The sequence below is a fragment of the Microbulbifer variabilis genome (assembly GCF_052467165.1).
The window spans coordinates 4,215,358-4,233,148 of record NZ_CP174301.1; the positions used below are offsets into that span (position 1 = coordinate 4,215,358).

A 17,791-nucleotide genomic window follows, 5' to 3' on the forward strand; every position below is an offset into this window, starting at 1 on the left:
CGTTATTCCTGTTCATAGGGAATGCGAATGTTTACCGACAGGCCGCCCTCCGGGCGATTGCGGAAACGCACTCTCTGATCCTCGCCATACAATGCGCGCAGGCGCTCGCAGGTATTGCGAATGCCAACACCATAGCCCTTGCCAATCAGGCGCAACTCCTTTTCCGACATGCCTGGACCATTGTCTGTGACTTCCAACAGAAGCTCTCCAGCAAAGACCCGCGCTTTGATACCGATTTCCCCGCCCCACTCCAACTGGGAAATGCCGTATTTAATCGCATTTTCCACCAGAGGCTGCAGCAACAGGCTGGGCACCAGCGCCTGAGGCGACTCTCCCTGTAAATCCAGGCGCACACCGAGACGATCGGCAAAGCGCACTTTCTCAATATCCAGGTAGAGCATCAGTGCCTCCACCTCCTTGGCCAAGGTGACCTTTTGCATGGGGTCGTTGTCCAGGGAGTGGCGCAGGAACTGTGACAAACGCATTACCATATTGTTGGCGGTGCGCCCATCGTTATCCAGGATCAGTGTGGAAATGGCATTGAGAGTGTTAAACAGGAAGTGGGGATTTAACTGGTAGCGCAACATTTTCAGCTGGGCTTGGTGCGCCATAGATTCAGCACGCAGGGCCTTCGCCTGCTGGGTCTGCGAGGTTTGATAATACTTAATGCCGTAATACAGTGCCGCCCAGGTGGTGAGAATCATAAATGAATAGGAAAACCAGTAGGTGGCTTGCCAAACCGGGTTTTCATCGCTCACTTTACCGTACAACCACAGAAAACCTCCGAACTTGATGGCTGCCCAGAGCGCGGCTACCAGCACTACCAAGAGCAGTGACCCCAGGAAACGGGTTGCCGGGGGCTTGTTCCACAGGCGCTGGAAGCCATAGCGCATGGAACCGCTGAGCAAAATCCCGGCAGTGGTGGCCATGGCGATATAGCCCGAATGGACCCAGTGGTCTTTCACCCAGAAAAAACTACTGATAAAAGTCATTAGGGTGTAGCCGGCCCAACCGCTGAGCTGCAGGGCCCAGTATTGGGACTTATGGCTCGAAAGGCGCTGTGAAAGCCACTGAAATGCTTTATTTCCCATAATCTCCCGCTGAAGACATCAAAATATGGCGTCGATTTGACACTTTTGTATGGCTTCATACTAAATGGGGTCGATCGCCGGCGAAACACCAACCGGCGCAGCACAGGGACAAACTGCCGCATGACATACTGGTTATTCAAATCCGAACCGGACAAATACAGCCTGCAGGACCTCGCCGCCGAAAACACTGGCAGCGGACGCTGGGATGGAATCCGCAACTTTCAGGCGCGCAACTTCCTGCGCGATCAGGTCTCAGTGGGCGATGGAGTATTGTTCTATCACAGTGCCTGCAAGGTGCCAGCGGTGGTGGGTACCGCCGAAGTGGTCAGGGCCGCCTATCCAGACCCGGCCCAATTCGACCCTGAGAGCAAATACTTCGATCCCAAGGCCAGCCCCAGCAAGCCTCGCTGGTACTGTGTCGATGTAACCTGGCGCAGTGAGTTTGCACGACCTGTTCCACTGGCCGAAATCAAGAAGACCCCTGAACTTGAGGAGATGGTACTGGTTAAGCAGGGGCGGTTGTCGATACAGCCTGTAAAAGCAAGTGAGTGGGACACTATTCTCGAACTCGGACTAAGCTGACGGCATAGCGACGCCTTTGGCGCCGCTGCGGGTAATTTAGTTATCTTCGTGAGGGGAACGTCCCACGCTGTACCAGTCAAGTTTTCTGGTCAACACCATAGTGCAGCTAAGTACCGCGAATACCAGCAGTGACCCCATCAGCAGGGCATAATCCTCAGCACTGAGCAATCCATACAGGAGTCCGTAAAGCGCTGCCAGCAGAGCGGCAAAACCCAAACCCCGACGCCAGCTTCGCAACACAGAACTGGTATAGAAACCAATCAGGCCGACACAGGCTGCTGCAGAAACTACATAGGCCTTGGCAAAAGCAATATGCTCCGACAACGATAACAACAATAGGTAAAACAACGCCAGCGCCAAACCCACCAGTGCGTATTGCACCGGATGCACGGACAGTCGCTTGAGTACTTCAAACAGGAAGAAAGTGGCAAAGGTCAAAGTGAGGAATAGCAGTGCATATTTAATCGCCCGATCAGTCTTCAGGTACTGATCCACAGGGTCAAGAAAGCTGACGCCAAAGCTGCGCCCGAGTAAATTTGCACACTCGCTATCTTTCCCACACTGCTGCAACACCTCTTCCAGGTTGGTCGCAAAGAAACTGGTCTGCCACTCGGCAGTGAAACCGCGATCGGTGATCTCTCGGCGACTCGGTAGGTACTCGCCGATAAAGCTGGGGTGGGGCCAGTCAGCAGCCAGCATCACCCGGCTATCGCGACCTACCGGCACCAACTGCAAATGCTCGGTACCCTGCAAGTTCAGATCAAAGGCAAATTCCAGGTCCTGACCACCCTCTGGATTTATCATGGGCAGTTGCGCATGAACACCCGCGCCAAGCATAGAGGTACCACTGCCGGGCGCGAACTCCAGACTTTCGTTATTCAAACGCAATTTCAGGTCTTTACGAATACCTCGAATATCACTGATACCAACGGAGAGGAAGGGTGCATCAAAGCGATATTGATCCAGTTTTTCACCCAAACCCAACTTCTGTGGCAACCGAAACACCCCACTCACCTTGCTATCACTATGGTAAAGAAGCGCCTCATAAATACCCCGGGCGCGGCGCTCGGTGCCCAGTTCGGCATCAAAAATAAATCGCTCCGGCAGAAAATACAGCCGCCCACTGGTTTCACGCTGTTCCTGATAACGTTCGCCAGTTTGGTCGTTTATCTTCAGGTGCTGCACTGTTCTGGTATAGGGCATTATCAGAATAGGCCCAACGATTTTCTGGCTGTAACTGGAACTTCGGGCAATATCCCGAAGTACTTCTCCCTGGTATCGCTGCCGCTCATCGATCAAACCGCCAATCATAGTCAGCGGTATCAACAGCAATAACACCAAAAAGGCGATCGCGCCCAATTTAAATGCCAGGGTTCGGTTCATGGTTCAGACCTCAGTGTCGAATTTCGATCTGCTGAGTCTGAGCGGCCCGGGTGGGATGCCGATGGGGTCTAAAAGGAGATTTTGTGGAGATTATGTGAACTTTGGCCTTCAACTTAATCAGCTGGCAAAGTCAGGCGCACCTCAACACCTCTCTCCACATTGGCGATAGTCAATTCACCACCGTGCAGTTCGGCCACTTCCTTTACAAAGTTGAGTCCCAGACCAGTACTTTTACGTCCACCACTGGGACGAGGCAGTGAGTAGAAACGCTCCGTCAGGCGCGCCAGGGCATACTCGGGAATAGCTTCAGCCTGGTTGTATAGGCAGATTTCTATCCATCCCTCACACCGCCCGGCGCCAATGCGAAGCAGGCCACCTTGTGGAGTGAAATCCAATGCGTTGTCGAGCAAATTGGCCAGGGCCTGGTTCAATAAGAAACGCTCGCCATACAATCTCAGAGTATCTTCCACTGCCCACTCCACACTAAAACCGCCAGCGGTAATACGCGCCTGTCGGGCCTGCAACAGCTCTTCCACCAAGTGTGCCAGTGGAATGGCCTCCCTCTCCTCCAGCCCCTGACGCTGCTCTACCTGGACCAAGTGCAACAATCGTTCGCTCAACTGCTGTAAACGAGAGGTCTCCTGTTGAATATTGCTTATGAAACGCCGGCGCTGATCCGCGGGCATCTCACTATCGAGCAGTTCAGCAGCACCGCGAATGGCCGCCAGCGGACTTTTCAATTCGTGGGTCAGAGTATGCACATAGCGCTCAACATAATTCTTGCCTTCCAACTCAGAGCGCATCTGTTCCAGGGCCAGTGCCAGCTGCCCCAGCTCACCATCAGACATTTTCGGTGGCTCGACTCGTTGCCCCGCACTCACAGCCTGGGCATACTGGGTCAGTTTTCCCAGTGAGCGGCCCAGCCACCAGGACAACAGGGCGCCGACCAATAATCCCAGTACGACCAATCCCACCCCCAGCCACATCAAACGCCGTTGCGACCGATCAATATAAGGCTGTAGGGTTTGATTGGGCTTGGCCACGGAGACCACACCGATAATTTCTTCCCGGTCGAGTATGGGCGCCGCCACATACATCACCGAGGAATCCGGGTTGTCAGGATCTTCGCGCGTAGAGCGCGCACCGTAATCGCCACGCAGGGTTAGGTAGACATCATTCCAACGAGAATAGTCCTGGCCGACCGCCCGACCGCTGGAATCCAATAAAACTCGGCCGAAAGCATCGGTGACATAAATTCGGTGATTCACCTGGCTCTTGGTCAGTCCCCAGATATTTGCCTGTGGCTGACGCCGACCATAAGCTTCCAGCAACTCAGGTAGTTGGCTCTGAGCCAGATTACCGCTCCTGACATCATCACGCAGGATTTCCGCCAGCAAGTTGGCAGTATCTACCAGGGTTTCCTCGGTGGATTGGCGTACCCCGGGACGGATCTCCTCCATCACCGTATTCAATACAAACCAGCTGGCCAAGCCAACAAACAGGAAATAGACAGCGAAAATACGAATGCCCAATGACATTTTAGGATTCCAGGCAGCAGCTATACCCCAAGCCCCGGTGGGTCTGTATTGGCTTGGCATCAGGTGCAATCATTCGCAATTTGGCTCTCAGCCCTTTGATGTGACTATCGATATTACGCTCATAACCCGCCTCCAGTGCCACCCCCAGTGCATCGAGTAATTGTGCACGGGAAAACACTCGTCCCGGCTGGGTTAACAGGGTTTCCAGCAGGCGATATTCATTGAGCGTCAGAGGTAATAACTGCTCGCGGAAATGAATCTGGTAACTCCCCTGCTCTATGCGGAAAGGCCCTTTCAGCTCTATTTTTTGTGACTTATCAGGGCCCGATGTCATGCGTTTAAGGATGGCCTTTACCCGCGCCACCACTTCGCGCGGACTGAAAGGTTTCACCACATAGTCATCAGCACCGATCTCGAGCCCCACTACCCGGTCTATTTCTGCATTGCGGGCAGTGAGGAATATCACCGGCACTTCGGAGAAACGACGCAACTGCTTACAGGCTTCGAAGCCACTGATATCCGGCAGTCCCACATCCAGGATCACCAGGTCGAAAGGCTCATTCACAAGCAGTACCAGCGCCTCGCCGGCCACCCCCACCCAGCGAGTGGTAAACCCCTCGGTCTGCAGGGCATAGACCAGGGTATCGGCAATAGCGCCTTCATCTTCAACGATCAGTATTTTTGGCATAGGACCCCAAGCTCAAATTCTGCCAGTGTACCTATTTTTTACTGAGCCCTACGCTTGCTTTAGCCATAACTCAAATAAAATCAGAGATTTCATCCAGGGATTTTCTGGCAATCGCCGGCACCTGGGCGCCCTCCGCCGGCAGCCCGGCCACCAAAATCATATAGGGCTTTTCCTCAACCGGGCGACCGAGAATTTCATTGAGAAATTTCATCGGGCTGGGGGTGTGGGTAAGAGTCGCCACACCGGCATTATGCAAAGCAGCAATCAACATGCCAGTAGCAATACCCACTGATTCTGCAGTGTAATAATTTTTTAATCGCTCACCATTTTCCGCACTGGAAAATTTCTTCAGGAAAATTGCGATCAGGTAAGGGGCGGTTTCCAGGAAAGGTTTGTGCGCATCCGTACCCAGTGGTTCCAAGGCATTGAGCCACTCTTCAGAGGCACGCCGCTGGTAAAACTCACGCTCTTCCTCCTCTGCTGCCTGGCGAATGCGGCGTTTGACCTCCGCACTTTCAACTACGACAAAATGCCAAGGCTGCATATTAGCCCCGCTGGGAGCACTGCCCGCAGCGCGCACGGCATCCTCGATAACTTCACGAGGTACGGGCCTTGCAGAGAAGTCCCGCACCGAGCGGCGTCGGCGCATCAGTCGGAAGAACTCACCGGCACGACGGCACATCTCATCATCGTCAAGGTGGGTAAAATTCAAGGGCTGGAATATTTTTTCAGTCGTCATATCCAGCCCCTCAAACCACACCTTTGGTCTGTGCGATAAATACACTGAGCAGTGACAAGAGAGTTAGTACAACCACAACCACCAGCAGCAATAACCAGGGCCTGAAGGGCTTTCGCTCCACCTGATTCACACCACTTTGCAGGTATTGATCGACCCGGGCCTGGTCTTCTGCGGACAGTTTCTTTTGGGGGGTATCGGACATTGGCTCTTTCGCTCGTTATTGTTTTGTCCCGAGTGTAGGAGAAAGCGAAAAGTGACTCCACAAAAAACGCCATCTCCTATTGCTTAATATTATGAAACAGCGAAATTCCCGGGAGACTGATATTAGGGCCACTCCCTATACCCAGGTTTCCCAAGCGAAGGGAAGTGGGCCCAAGTTACCCTCAACCGGCAAACAAGTAATAACTTTATTAGATAATTTTATAAGAAAAATTCAACTAAAGCCTGAAGGCTAACGTTACGAATTCGTTACAAAATATGCCCAGGTGAGTATTTATTGAAGAATGAAATTCCTGGACTCTGTGTCTTACATGCACAGAGCCTTGAGGCTAAGGCCGCCCGCTCAGGGATCAGTCAAACTTATTAGGCTAGCGAGCGCACTTGGAGCCAACAATGAAAAACGTACTGACAAAGTAGCCAGTGCGGATAATTCCAAAAGTTGTGGAGAAAACAATAATAATGCGCTCATCAATAAAAGCCCTGATGCAAAAAACAGCAATCGCAACGGCAGTTTCGCTTGCGTGTGCTACCCCTTTCGCGGCTCATGCGAATGAGACCGGCCTGACTGACGGCATCATCATCAAGTACAAGAAAAGCTCAAAAATTGGTCATGGTGCCAAGCTTGCACAAGACACTATTGATAAGGCCTCTCAGCGAGCCGGCCACAAGTTACGCCACAAGCGCCGTATGGCTTCAGGAGCCCAGGTCATGCGCCTAGAGGGCCGCAAAAGCAAGGCGGAACTGAAAAAAATAGTTGAGCGGCTAAAGCAGGACCCCAATGTCGAGTACGCAGAACCAGATTTATTGATGCGTCCAATGGCAACTCCGAATGATCCCAGTTATTGGAATCAATGGCACTACCGGGAATCCACAGGTGGCCTCAATCTGCCCTCAGCCTGGGATGTCACACAGGGTGAGGGCGCTGTAGTAGCCGTCCTTGATACCGGCTATCGCCCCCATCACGACCTGGTCGACAACCTGCTACCTGGCTACGATATGATTTCCAATACTTTTGTCTCAGTCGATGGCGATGGACGTGATGGCGATGCCACTGACCCAGGTGACTGGCACACAGACAATGCCTGCCAGAGTGATGACCCCAGAAATTACGAAAGCGACAGCAGCTGGCACGGTACCCACGTTGCCGGCACTATCGCAGCCACTACTAACAATAATATGGGAGTGGCCGGCGTCGCTTACAAAGCCAAGGTGGTCCCAGTTCGAGTACTCGGCCGCTGTGGCGGTCTGACTTCAGATATCGCAGATGCCATCGTTTGGGCTGCAGGGGGCAGTGTTTCCGGTGTACCGACTAATGCCAACCCGGCACAGGTTCTCAATCTGAGCCTCGGTGGTGAGGGTACCTGTGGCTCGGCCTACCAAACGGCTATTAATACCGCACGCAGTCTCGGCGCAACCATTGTCGTGGCCGCCGGTAATGACGATGATTACGCAAGTAGATACACCCCGGCGAGCTGTGATGGCGTTATCACCGTTGCCGCAACAGATCGCGATGGCGGCCGCGCTTACTATTCCAATTACGGCAATGCAGTCGATATGGCCGCTCCTGGAGGCGCACAGAGCTTCGCCAATGATTCCAATGGCATCCTCTCGACAGACAATAGCGGTACCAGAAGCCCCGGAAGTGATGCCTACTACTACAGCCAAGGCACCAGCATGGCCGCGCCACATGTTGCCGGCGTTGCCGCTTTGCTTTACTCGGTAGACCCGAACCTGACCCCAGATGAAGTTGAATCCGTACTCAGTAACACTACTCGTAGCTTCCCATCTTCATGTACTGGCTGCGGGGCAGGCATCGTCGATGCTGCGGCTGCGGTAGCGTCTATTACCGGAAATGGCAATACCGGCAACGGCACCAGTCTTGTGGAAACTAATGTTGCAGGTGCGTCTGGCAGTTGGCTGACATACCAGATTGAGGTAGAGCCAGGCATGTCCTCCCTGGATATTGAGATATTCAACGATAACGGTGAAGTCGACCTCTATGTTAGTTACGGAAGCAGCCCGACCAGGGGGAGCGTAGTGAATGATACTGAGAATTGCGTACCTTACGAGTGGGTAGGAAACACCAACGGATATAACACTGAGAGCTGCTCTTTCAATAACCCCTCTGCCGGTACATGGTATATCGCCCTGCATGGCTACGAAGCATTTAACGGACTGACTTTGACTGCTGAAGCCAAGCCGTGACAAGCTTTGAAACCTAAACAACCAAAATAAAAAAGCCCCGCGATGCGGGGCTTTTTGGGACTCTCTCCAGCCCCCTTAGAACAGCTCGTCCTCCAGATCCATAAGGGTCGCGCTGCCGGCATTTACACTTGCAGCCAGTGCTTGGGTGCGCGGCAGCAAACGCGCAAAATAGAATCGCGCAGTTTTCACCTGACCTTTGTAGAAGCTATCTGCCTCCTGCTGATCCAGTGCTACTGCAACCACCTTGGCCCACATAAAGGCGTAGGCCACATAGCCGAATAGATGCAGGTATTCTACAGATGCCGCACCAGGCGCGTGGGGATCTTCTTGGGTAGCCGCAATCATCTTCTCGGTGGCCTCGCGCAGGCGCTGCAGCTCGATTGCCAACGGCTGCACGAACTCCGCCATCGCCTCTCGATCCACCTGGCTGTCGATAAATTTCTGTACATCCGCGGCAAACAGCTCAAACAGGGCACCACCGCTGGCGACAGTTTTACGGCCCACCAGATCCAGGGCCTGGATACCGTTGGTACCTTCGTAAATCTGGGTGATGCGCACATCGCGCACCAGCTGCTCCTGACCCCACTCACGAATATATCCGTGGCCGCCGAATACCTGCTGACCGATTACGGTGCAGTCCAGGCCCATATCGGTGGTAAAGGCCTTGGCCACCGGGGTCAGTAATGCCACCATGGATTCGGCATTCTTCTTCTCTTCACCCTCACCAAACTTGGAAATATCCAACCACTGGGCCACATAAGTGGACAGGGCGCGGCCACCACCAACCAGAGCTTTCTGGGTGAGCAGCATCCGGCGCACGTCAGGGTGTACGATAATCGGATCGGCTGCTTTCTCTGGCTGCTGGGCACCGGCCGGAGAGCGGCTCTGAATACGGTCGCGAGCGTATTCCCGGGCATTCTGGTAGGAGCGATCGGAAGCGCCGAGGCCCTGGATACCTACACCCAGGCGCTCGTAATTCATCATGGTAAACATGGCGGCGAGACCCTTGTTCTCTTCGCCCACCAGCCAGCCCTGGGCTCCATCGAAATTCATCGCACAGGTGGCGGAGGCTTTGATGCCCATCTTGTGCTCAATAGAGCCGCAATTCACGTTATTGCTCTCGCCAACACTGCCGTCTTCGTTCACTTTGTATTTCGGCACCAGGAAAAGGGAGATGCCTTTGGGGCCCTGGGGTGCGTCCGGCAGCTTGGCCAGTACCAGGTGAATAATGTTATCGGACAGGTCCTGGTCGCCGCCGGTAATAAAAATCTTGCTGCCGTTTATGCTGTAGCTGCCATCCTCGCGGGGCTCTGCCTTGGTGCGGATAATCCCAAGGTCGGTGCCCGCATGGGGCTCGGTCAGGTCCATGGCGCCAGCCCAGGTGCCCTCATACATCTTGGGCAAATATTTCTGTTTCAGCTCTTCGCTGGCATGGGCATCAATCGCCAGGCAGGCGCCGTTGGTCAATACCGGGTAGAGAGCAAAGGAAATATTGGAGGCATTGATCATTTCCTCGACCTGAGCACCCAACATTTTCGGCATACCCATACCGCCATACTCCGGGTTACCCAGCAGTGCGCCCCAGCCGCCCTCACAGAAAGTCGCATAGGCTTCCTTGAAGCCCTCCGGGGTGGTTACAACCCCCTCATTCCAGTGACAACCCTCTTCATCGCCGCTGCGATTGATAGGGTCCAGGGTATTGGAAGCCAGCTTGGCCATTTCTTCGAGAATCGCATCTGCGGTCTCGCGATCTACCACCCCAGCAAGTCCGGGCAGTTCCGTCCAGAGTTTTTCTGCAGCAAAGACTTCGTGCAGCAGGAAGTTCATCTCCCGCAGGGGCGCCTTGTAGTCGGCCATGCTCCCAATCCTCATTCAAGTGTTTCAAACGCTTGTTTGAATCTAGGGCCGAAGGCGGGCAAAGTCAACTGGTTTGGGCCCTCTCGGGTCCCGGATGGAACGGCCTTTACGGTGGGTTCTTCAGGCGGGTAGCAACGGGCGGATATCCAGGTTTTCGGCTGCCTCACGATAATCCCGCCCCTCGCTATGGGGCAGTACACCGAGTAATGATGCAGGTATCAGGGCTTCAAGGGTGGCCAGATTCTCCTCGGCTCGCTCCATGCCCGGACGAACAAAGTTAGCCACCCAGCCAGCCAACGGCAGACCATCACGACGGATAGCCTCGGCAGTAAGTAGAGCGTGGTTGATACAACCCAGCTGCATACCCACCACCAGTACCACAGGGATATTCAGTTCCCTCGGCAACTGGGACAGGAAGCTCCTTGGTCCCAGGGGTACGCCAGCCTCCAGCGCCCTCAATCAGCACCAGGTCGGCGCCGGCAGACATCACACCACGGCAAACGCCCGCCATACGTGACACACTCAACTGCTTTCCCGCCTCAATAGCGGCAATATGAGGTGCGATTGCAGGCTCTAGCGCAAAAGGGTTCACCTGCTGGTAAGGCAGCTGCAGGGTCATCGCCTCCCGCAATAGCAGGGCATCTTCATTACGCAATCCATCTTCAGTCCGCTCACAGCCAGACGCTACCGGCTTCACCGCAGCGGTTTGTAATCCCGCGGTTGCGCCTGCTGTAAGCAGGGCTGTACTGACAAAGGTCTTGCCCACTTCGGTATCGGTACCGGCCACAAAATAGGTTCTGCCCAAGGCCATCGCCTCCGCTAATCAAAAAAGTTCAATTTTTTTCTTGTGGTGACTTTTCACGCCATCAACTTGATGATAATTTAGCCATGTAGCGCAGATTTTGAACAAATCAAGCCGAGCACTGATAACAAAGGCACGGGGTAGCGCTAACAAAATAACTCCCCCAAAAGGGGAAAATGCTCTGCAGGGACGCGGAAAATCTCGAAATAACTGAAAACATTCAAGCAGCTTAGAGACCATGCGATACCTGACTCTTGCCCTATTGCTGGCGATGCCACTGCTCGCCTCAGCAAAAGTAACCCCTGTCGATCATGTTGTTGTGTACAAGTCGAAGAAGCTGATGCAGCTTATTCGCGACGGCCGGGTAGTGAAAAGCTACACAGTCTCCTTCGGCGATAACCCCAGGGGACACAAAGTCCGCCAAGGGGACGAGCGAACCCCAGAAGGACGCTACACCCTGGACTGGAAAAACCCCAATAGCCGCTTCTACCGCTCCATCCACGTGTCCTACCCGAATAAACAGGACCGAGCGCGGGCGGCCAGGATGGGGGTCAGCCCCGGTGGCGATATCATGATCCACGGCATCAAACCCGAATGGGCCTATATGGAAAACCACCTGCGCCGTAACAACTGGACCGATGGCTGTATCGCCGTCGCTTCCAACCGGGAGATGGATGAAATTTGGGCTCTGGTGAAAACCCCCATCCCCATCGATATCTACCCTTGATTACCTCCCAGGGCCAGCTTCATATAAATCACCTCGTAACTCACCGGCAGCCCCTTTGGCTGCCGGAGACCTTCATAGGCTTCGGCCAACCGCTGTAACCGGGCTCGCCCAGTCATGCCTCGCTTGGCCGCGCGGTTGATATTATGTGCTCCCACACCTTTCAATTCCTTCATCAGCTGGCGCAGACTGTCGAAATGCAACAGGCGTTGCTCGTCGAGTACTTCACCACAAAGCTGCGATTGCGCCGCTGCCTCACGCCAGTTGGCCAGTGGCAGGAAGCGATTAACGTGAACACCGCTGTCTACCAGAGCCCAGCTATCGCGCAATTCTGCCAGGGTACCCGGCCCCAATGTCGCCACCAGACATTGTCCAGCGGGAGAAAGTACCCGACGCAACTCGGCGAATAACTGCGGCAATCGGTAGCACCATTGCAGTGCCATACTGGAGAACACCAGATCTACAGTACCTTCCGCCAGGGGCAGTTGCTCCGCATCCGCAGTGATATAGCCATCTGCCAGCGGCCTCTCTGTGCGGGCAAAGCGCAACATGTCCTCTGCCAGGTCCAGGGCGATAATTTTTGCCTTGGGAAAATGCTGGCGCAGCAACTCACTGCCAAAACCGGTGCCACTGCCCAAATCAACAATGGTACGAGGTTCCCAGTGGCGCTCCGCCATTTTTATCAGTTGACGGCACACCGCTCTCTGTATATGTGCGCAATCGTCATAGCTGGCGGCGGCACGGCCGAAGGAGCGCGCCACCGCAGATTTATCAAAGGGCTCTGCCGCTAGGGCACTAGAGGGGGACAAACTCTCGACAAAGTGTCGTAATCGCTCTGCCACTTGGCGAGGTTGTGACAACTGTGGTTTGTGGCCGCAGCCCTCCATCACCTCTACCGCCGCACCATAGGCCTGGATTTCCTCTATGGCCGCCAGCGGCACCAGGGCATCCCGCTTGCCAAACAGGTGGAGTGCGGGGATTTCCAGCGACTGCAGAAGATCCCGATTATCCAGCTCTGCCAGGCAGTCCAGGGCCTTAACCCAGGCTCCGGGGTTAATGTTGGGTTTGCGCGCTTTCAGTTGCTTGACCAGGGCACGCATGGCGTTATCACCATGGGACTGCAGGGCGCAAAAGCGCTCCCAGGTAGCATAGGGATCCTGCACGAAAGCGCTACGGAACCTATCAAAAGTGCGACGGGGCATGCCGGGCCAATTGTCCCTCTCTACAAAGCAAGCATTGGCGGAGATGGTGACAACTCCATGGATTTTCTCTTGTCCTGGCCTGGCGGCAATCTGCAGAGCCAACATGCCGCCAAGGGAGTGCCCTACCAAAACACAATTTTGCGGTAGCGCTTGGTAAAGCTGTTGTAGAAGCACCTCTAGCCTTGGCCATGCCTGCTCCCTGCGTTCACCAAACCCCGGTAACTCGATACAAATCAGCGGTAGCCCCAGTTGTTCATGCACAGCCTCCAATAGTGGCTGCCAGGGCCCCTTGTCTCCGCCCCAACCATGCAAGAACACCAGGTTCTCTATCTGGCTCACAAGTGCACCGCCTTGTTTTCCCGGAGGACCTCCGCCAAGGCATTGAGAAGCACATCGATTTGGTGATGGTTATGTGAAGCACTCAAGGTAATTCTCAGGCGGGCAGTACCCGCGGGCACTGTCGGAGGGCGAATAGCGCTCACCAAAAAACCGCGTTTTTCCAACTGTTCAGAAATAGAAATAGCGGTTTCTTCACAGCCGAGCAGGAGCGGCTGAATTGCGCTGGGGGAGTCAGCCAGAGGTAAATTCAATTGCCTGGCGCAGTGGCGAAAGTGGGCAATGTTAGACTCCAGGCGCCTGGTCAACTCAGGCTGTCTACGCATCAAATCAACAGCGGCAACACAGCCCGCGGCCACCGCCGGAGGCATTCCAGTGGTGTAGATGTACGTACGGGCAAATTGCACCAGATAATCAATCAGCTCGCGAGAACCAGCCACAAAGGCTCCGGCATTACCAGCGGCCTTGCCCAGGGTGCCCATGATCACTGGTGCCTGGGACTGGTCAAGACCCGCCGCAGTACAACTGCCAGCGAAAGGAAATTTTTCGCTGCCCATTACCCCAAATCCGTGAGCCTCATCCACCATCAACCAGGCACCATACTCACGACACAGATCAGCAATCTCTGCCAGCGGCGCCAGGTCACCATCCATACTGTAAACACCGTCGACCGCCACCAGGATATTGCCACCTCGACTGGCAGCACGCCGTAATTGGCGATCCAGACCAATAAGATCGTTGTGGGGAAAGCGCAAGCTGTTAGCGCCAGACAAGCGTGCTCCATCGATCAGTGAAGCGTGGTTGAGCTTGTCGGAAATAATATTGTCGGCACGGCCCAGTAACGCACAAAGCGTGCCCACATTAGCCATATAGCCACTGGAGAATACCAATGCAGCCTCGCGCCCGGTGACTTCAGCAAGACTGTATTGCAGCTGTTGATGGACTTGCAAGTGCCCATTGACCAGGTGAGAGGCAGTGGCACCAGCGCCCAGCTCAGCTCCGGCCTGCTGGGCGCGGATGACCTCAGGATGGGTTGCCAGCCCCAAGTAGTCGTTGCTACTGAAAGTAAGCAGTTCTCGGCCATTAACCCTGGCCTCAGGCCCCGGCACCGAATCCAGAGTCTTGACTTCCCGGTAGAGGTTACGCCTGCGCCGCTCATCTAGGCGCTGGCGCAGGGTTTGATCCAGGGTCATTTGGCCGCGTCGTAGAAAAAGGCATCGTTTTGTCGCTCGCTGATCTGGGCGGACAGCTCAGCTTCCACTTCTGATTCGTCAGCGTATTGCTGGTATTCCTCCGGCAGGATTCCCAAGCGGTTGAACAACTGCATATCTTTGTTGGCCTCAGGGTTAGCGGTGGTCAGCAGCTTCTCCCCATAGAAGATGGAGTTGGCACCGGCGAGGAAAGCCATTGCCTGCATTTCATCGCTCATTTGCTCACGTCCTGCAGACAGGCGCACATGGGACTTAGGCATCATAATTCGGGCCACGGCAATACAGCGGATAAACTCGAAGGGGTCCAGATCCTTTTCCTGCTCTAACGGCGTACCCGCTACTTTTACCAACATATTGATCGGCACCGACTCCGGGTGTTCAGGCAGGTTGGCCAGCTGCATCAGTAGCCCTGCGCGATCTTTGTCCCCCTCACCCATACCGACAATGCCACCAGCGCAGACCTTCATACCGGCCTCGCGCACCCTACCCAGAGTCTCAAGACGATCCTGGTAGGTGCGGGTGGTGATAATCTCACCATAATACTCCGGAGAGGTGTCCAGATTGTGGTTGTAATAGTCAAGCCCGGCATCCGCTAATTCCTGCGCCTGGTCATCATTCAGCATACCCAGGGTCATACAGGTTTCCATACCCAGCGCTTTAACTTCACGCACCATCTGGGTGACGTAGGGCATGTCCTTTTTCTTGGGCGAGCGCCATGCGGCACCCATGCAGAAACGGGTAGCGCCGCCGGCTTTGGCCGCCCTGGCCTCCTCCAAAACCTTTTCCACCTTCATCAGTTTTTCCCGCTCCAGCCCGGTATCGTAGCGAGCACTCTGGGGGCAGTAGGCGCAGTCTTCCGGACAGGCGCCAGTCTTAATCGAGCAGAGCGTGCTCACCTGCACCCGGTTAGCATCAAAATGCACCCTATGCACCTGCTGGGCGGTAAATATCAGGTCGCTAAATGGCAGGGCAAAGAGGTCCAGAATCTGCTGGCGGGTCCAATCGTGGCGGATCTCAGCGGCGGGTAATTGCTGGGCGGCAGTCACAAGGCTTACTCTCTCTAGTTGCTGGAGTTATTCGTACTGTTTTTTTATTCGCAGGGCCGTGGTGACTATCACTAATTGCAGTGGCAGACTCGACCAAACAGACTGGCCAGTTTAGCCAGGCCCGTATCGCTGTCAACTCAATCACCCGATTATGGTTTACAGGATAATCTCCCCACTGTTTATTACCCGAAACCTGGCCCAATGCCTTTTATGTGGTGACCGGGCCGGCGATTATGGGATCTGCCCCGCTTGCATAGAGGATCTGCCCTTTCTGGAAAACGCTTGCGAGACTTGTGCTTTGCCGCTGCTGCCGCCCTCCCAGCTTTGCCCCGCCTGCCTGAGGCAGCCACCACACTACAGCCGAGTCCGCGCCGCCTGGCATTATGCTTACCCGATAAACCAACTGATACAACGCTTCAAATACCATGGCGACCTGGCTGCGGGTCACAGCCTTGCCCAGTTGGCCGCCCAAGCGTTAAAACCAGCCAACCAAGGGCCAGACCTGCTTGTCCCCATCCCTCTTCACTGGCGTCGTTATTGGCAGCGCGGCTATAACCAGGCCCAGTTGGTAGCAGCTGAGTTGGGAAAGCAGTGGCAACTACCGGTACGCCCTCGATTACTGCGAAAATTCGGTGCCACCCAGACACAATCTCAATTGCGCCGTAACCAGCGCCTGCGCAATTTACTCCATAGCTTCTCTGTCGATGAGAATGTTGAGAGGCTACACATCGGCCTGGTAGATGATGTGTTGACCACCGGCGCCACTTTGGAAGCAGCAGCGCTGAAACTGCTTGAAGCAGGCGCAACCAAGGTAAGTGCCTTTATTTTGGCCAGAACGCCATGACTCATCGGCGCGACCGCAGATAGACCAGTAGTCACAATAGCGTCACAATATTATGCCTTGCCGTTCTGGCACGAAAGTCCCACATCAGCCAGCGCTGCTAAGGTTCTATTCAGTGACTAATTGCTCGCACGATTTTTGGTGCGGGCCAGGAATTCAGCGATGAGTGAGTACAAATTGCCACGGGGCATTGTCATCAGCGGGACAGGCCTATGGACCCCACCAGAATCTATCAGCAATGAAGAGTTGGTAGATGCTTACAATACCTACGCTACACAGTATAACCTGAAGCACGCGCAGCAAATTGAAGATGGGGAACTGCAAGCCAAACCCCAATCCTCTGCAGAATTTATCGAGAAAGCCTCAGGGATTAAAAGCCGTTATGTAGTTACCCGCGAGGGGATTCTCGACCCAGAGCGCATGCGCCCATTTATCCCCGAGCGCAATGACGACGATCTCTGTGTACAGGCCGAGATGGGCGTGAATGCTGCCAAATTGGCGCTGGAAAAAGCCGGTAAGAAAGCCTCCGATGTGGATATGGTAATCGTCGGCGCCTCTTATATGCAGCGTGCCTACCCTGCTATTGCTATCGAAATCCAGGGTGCTCTCGGTATCGACGGCTTTGCCTTTGATATGGAAGTCGCCTGCTCCTCAGCAACCTTCTCCTTACAACGAGCGGTAGATGCGATCAGCTCCGGCGCCGCGCGCACTGTGCTGGTGATTAACGCGGAGCTGGCCTCCCCTCAAGTGGACTTCACAGACCGCGATAGTCATTTTATCTTCGGGGACGTGGCTGTAGCCAGCGTAATCGAGCGCCGTGAGACATGCTCTGTAGATAGTGCCTGGGAAATACTCGGCACCAAAGCCAAGACCGTCTACTCCAACAATATCCGCTCAAACTTCGGATATGCAGCGCGCGCCGCGGATGTTGATCCCTTCGGCCCTGGCAAACTGTTCCGCCAGAACGGTCGCAAGGTTTTTAAGGAGGTTTGCCCCATGGCTGCAGCCCATATTGAGGCGCACCTGCAGGAAACCGATACCAATCCGCAAAGCGTGAGCCGCTACTGGCTACATCAGGCCAATATCAATATGAACAACCTGATCGCCAAGAAACTGATGGGAGACGAAGCCAGCATCGAGCGCGCCCCAGTAGTACTCGACCGCTATGCCAATACCGCAAGCGCCGGTTCGGTAATCGCCTTCAACCTGCACAGTGACGACTTGCAGGTTGGAGATCGCGGCATTATCTGTTCCTTCGGCGCCGGCTATTCCATCGGCAGTCTGGTGGTAGAAAAGATCGCGATCTGATTAGACTTACTTCAGACTT

At 54.6% G+C, this 17,791-nt stretch carries 15 protein-coding genes and 1 pseudogene; 5 read left to right on the top strand and 11 right to left on the bottom strand.

Annotation, left to right across the window (positions count from 1 at the left end; all coding sequences use genetic code 11):
• Positions 1-2: 2 nt before the first annotated feature.
• On the bottom strand, positions 3-1,091 hold the full coding sequence (locus ACJJIP_RS18855) for a sensor histidine kinase (protein ID WP_020411555.1): 1,089 nt from the start codon (positions 1,089-1,091) through the stop codon (positions 3-5).
• A gap of 120 nt (positions 1,092-1,211) precedes the next feature.
• Between ACJJIP_RS18855 and ACJJIP_RS18860 the strand changes: the two genes are divergently transcribed.
• Complete coding sequence (locus tag ACJJIP_RS18860; RefSeq protein WP_444945782.1) at positions 1,212-1,673, top strand: EVE domain-containing protein; 462 nt, start codon at positions 1,212-1,214, stop codon at positions 1,671-1,673.
• A gap of 36 nt (positions 1,674-1,709) precedes the next feature.
• On the opposite strand, the gene creD is transcribed toward ACJJIP_RS18860, so the two are convergent.
• The 5 genes from creD to ACJJIP_RS18885 form a co-directional block, all read right to left on the bottom strand.
• Complete coding sequence (creD, locus tag ACJJIP_RS18865) at positions 1,710-3,056, bottom strand: cell envelope integrity protein CreD (protein WP_444945783.1); 1,347 nt, start codon at positions 3,054-3,056, stop codon at positions 1,710-1,712.
• 113 nt (positions 3,057-3,169) lie between these two features.
• Positions 3,170-4,594, bottom strand: a complete 1,425-nt coding sequence (gene creC / locus ACJJIP_RS18870) for a two-component system sensor histidine kinase CreC (protein WP_444945784.1) — start codon at positions 4,592-4,594, stop codon at positions 3,170-3,172.
• A 1-nt stretch (position 4,595) separates the two neighbouring features.
• Positions 4,596-5,282: a two-component system response regulator CreB gene (gene creB, locus ACJJIP_RS18875; RefSeq protein ID WP_444945785.1), complete on the bottom strand. Its 687-nt coding sequence runs from the start codon at positions 5,280-5,282 to the stop codon at positions 4,596-4,598.
• Positions 5,283-5,352: 70 nt separating this feature from the next.
• Positions 5,353-6,021: a nitroreductase family protein gene (locus ACJJIP_RS18880; RefSeq protein ID WP_026304899.1), complete on the bottom strand. Its 669-nt coding sequence runs from the start codon at positions 6,019-6,021 to the stop codon at positions 5,353-5,355.
• A 10-nt stretch (positions 6,022-6,031) separates the two neighbouring features.
• On the bottom strand, positions 6,032-6,223 hold the full coding sequence (locus ACJJIP_RS18885; protein WP_020411561.1) for a DUF3094 family protein: 192 nt from the start codon (positions 6,221-6,223) through the stop codon (positions 6,032-6,034).
• A gap of 476 nt (positions 6,224-6,699) precedes the next feature.
• Between ACJJIP_RS18885 and ACJJIP_RS18890 the strand changes: the two genes are divergently transcribed.
• On the top strand, positions 6,700-8,445 hold the full coding sequence (locus ACJJIP_RS18890; protein ID WP_444945786.1) for a S8 family peptidase: 1,746 nt from the start codon (positions 6,700-6,702) through the stop codon (positions 8,443-8,445).
• 75 nt (positions 8,446-8,520) lie between these two features.
• On the opposite strand, the gene ACJJIP_RS18895 is transcribed toward ACJJIP_RS18890, so the two are convergent.
• Positions 8,521-10,302 carry an acyl-CoA dehydrogenase C-terminal domain-containing protein gene (locus ACJJIP_RS18895; RefSeq protein ID WP_282951809.1) on the bottom strand — a complete coding sequence of 594 codons (1,782 nt, stop codon included), beginning with the start codon at positions 10,300-10,302 and terminating at the stop codon, positions 8,521-8,523.
• Between the two features lie 120 nt (positions 10,303-10,422).
• Positions 10,423-11,113: pseudogene (bioD, locus tag ACJJIP_RS18900) on the bottom strand (dethiobiotin synthase).
• Positions 11,114-11,342: 229 nt separating this feature from the next.
• Between bioD and ACJJIP_RS18905 the strand changes: the two are divergent.
• On the top strand, positions 11,343-11,831 hold the full coding sequence (locus ACJJIP_RS18905) for a L,D-transpeptidase family protein (RefSeq protein ID WP_020411566.1): 489 nt from the start codon (positions 11,343-11,345) through the stop codon (positions 11,829-11,831).
• On the opposite strand, the gene bioC is transcribed toward ACJJIP_RS18905, so the two are convergent.
• The 3 genes from bioC to bioB are packed head-to-tail and all read right to left on the bottom strand — an operon-like array spanning position 11,822 to position 15,623.
• A complete protein-coding gene (gene bioC, locus ACJJIP_RS18910) occupies positions 11,822-13,369 on the bottom strand; it encodes a malonyl-ACP O-methyltransferase BioC (protein ID WP_020411567.1) in 1,548 nt (515 codons plus the stop codon). The two genes, ACJJIP_RS18905 and bioC, sit on opposite strands and share 10 nt — an antisense overlap.
• Positions 13,366-14,559, bottom strand: coding sequence for an 8-amino-7-oxononanoate synthase (gene bioF / locus ACJJIP_RS18915; RefSeq protein WP_444945787.1), 1,194 nt, complete (start codon positions 14,557-14,559; stop codon positions 13,366-13,368). The genes bioC and bioF overlap by 4 nt, the downstream gene beginning before the upstream one ends.
• Positions 14,556-15,623 carry a biotin synthase BioB gene (gene bioB, locus ACJJIP_RS18920; RefSeq protein WP_444945788.1) on the bottom strand — a complete coding sequence of 356 codons (1,068 nt, stop codon included), beginning with the start codon at positions 15,621-15,623 and terminating at the stop codon, positions 14,556-14,558. The genes bioF and bioB overlap by 4 nt, the downstream gene beginning before the upstream one ends.
• 151 nt (positions 15,624-15,774) lie before the next feature.
• On the opposite strand from bioB, the gene ACJJIP_RS18925 reads away from it, so the two are divergent.
• Both ACJJIP_RS18925 and ACJJIP_RS18930 read left to right on the top strand, forming a co-directional pair.
• Positions 15,775-16,467 (top strand): ComF family protein, encoded by a 693-nt coding sequence (locus ACJJIP_RS18925; RefSeq protein WP_282951813.1) that lies wholly within the window; start codon positions 15,775-15,777, stop codon positions 16,465-16,467.
• Between the two features lie 159 nt (positions 16,468-16,626).
• Entirely contained in the window at positions 16,627-17,772 is a 1,146-nt protein-coding gene (locus tag ACJJIP_RS18930) for a beta-ketoacyl-ACP synthase III (protein ID WP_444945789.1), read from the top strand.
• The last annotated feature ends 19 nt before the right edge of the window (positions 17,773-17,791 follow it).

Coding starts and splice junctions, on each gene's coding strand:
- ACJJIP_RS18855 (WP_020411555.1), bottom strand. CDS start 1,091: ATGGGAAATAAAGCATTTCAGTGGCTTTCACAGCGCCTTTCGAGCCAT.
- ACJJIP_RS18860 (WP_444945782.1), top strand. CDS start 1,212: ATGACATACTGGTTATTCAAATCCGAACCGGACAAATACAGCCTGCAG.
- creD (WP_444945783.1), bottom strand. CDS start 3,056: ATGAACCGAACCCTGGCATTTAAATTGGGCGCGATCGCCTTTTTGGTG.
- creC (WP_444945784.1), bottom strand. CDS start 4,594: ATGTCATTGGGCATTCGTATTTTCGCTGTCTATTTCCTGTTTGTTGGC.
- creB (WP_444945785.1), bottom strand. CDS start 5,282: ATGCCAAAAATACTGATCGTTGAAGATGAAGGCGCTATTGCCGATACC.
- ACJJIP_RS18880 (WP_026304899.1), bottom strand. CDS start 6,021: ATGACGACTGAAAAAATATTCCAGCCCTTGAATTTTACCCACCTTGAC.
- ACJJIP_RS18885 (WP_020411561.1), bottom strand. CDS start 6,223: ATGTCCGATACCCCCCAAAAGAAACTGTCCGCAGAAGACCAGGCCCGG.
- ACJJIP_RS18890 (WP_444945786.1), top strand. CDS start 6,700: ATGCGCTCATCAATAAAAGCCCTGATGCAAAAAACAGCAATCGCAACG.
- ACJJIP_RS18895 (WP_282951809.1), bottom strand. CDS start 10,302: ATGGCCGACTACAAGGCGCCCCTGCGGGAGATGAACTTCCTGCTGCAC.
- ACJJIP_RS18905 (WP_020411566.1), top strand. CDS start 11,343: ATGCGATACCTGACTCTTGCCCTATTGCTGGCGATGCCACTGCTCGCC.
- bioF (WP_444945787.1), bottom strand. CDS start 14,559: ATGACCCTGGATCAAACCCTGCGCCAGCGCCTAGATGAGCGGCGCAGG.
- ACJJIP_RS18925 (WP_282951813.1), top strand. CDS start 15,775: ATGGTTTACAGGATAATCTCCCCACTGTTTATTACCCGAAACCTGGCC.
- ACJJIP_RS18930 (WP_444945789.1), top strand. CDS start 16,627: ATGAGTGAGTACAAATTGCCACGGGGCATTGTCATCAGCGGGACAGGC.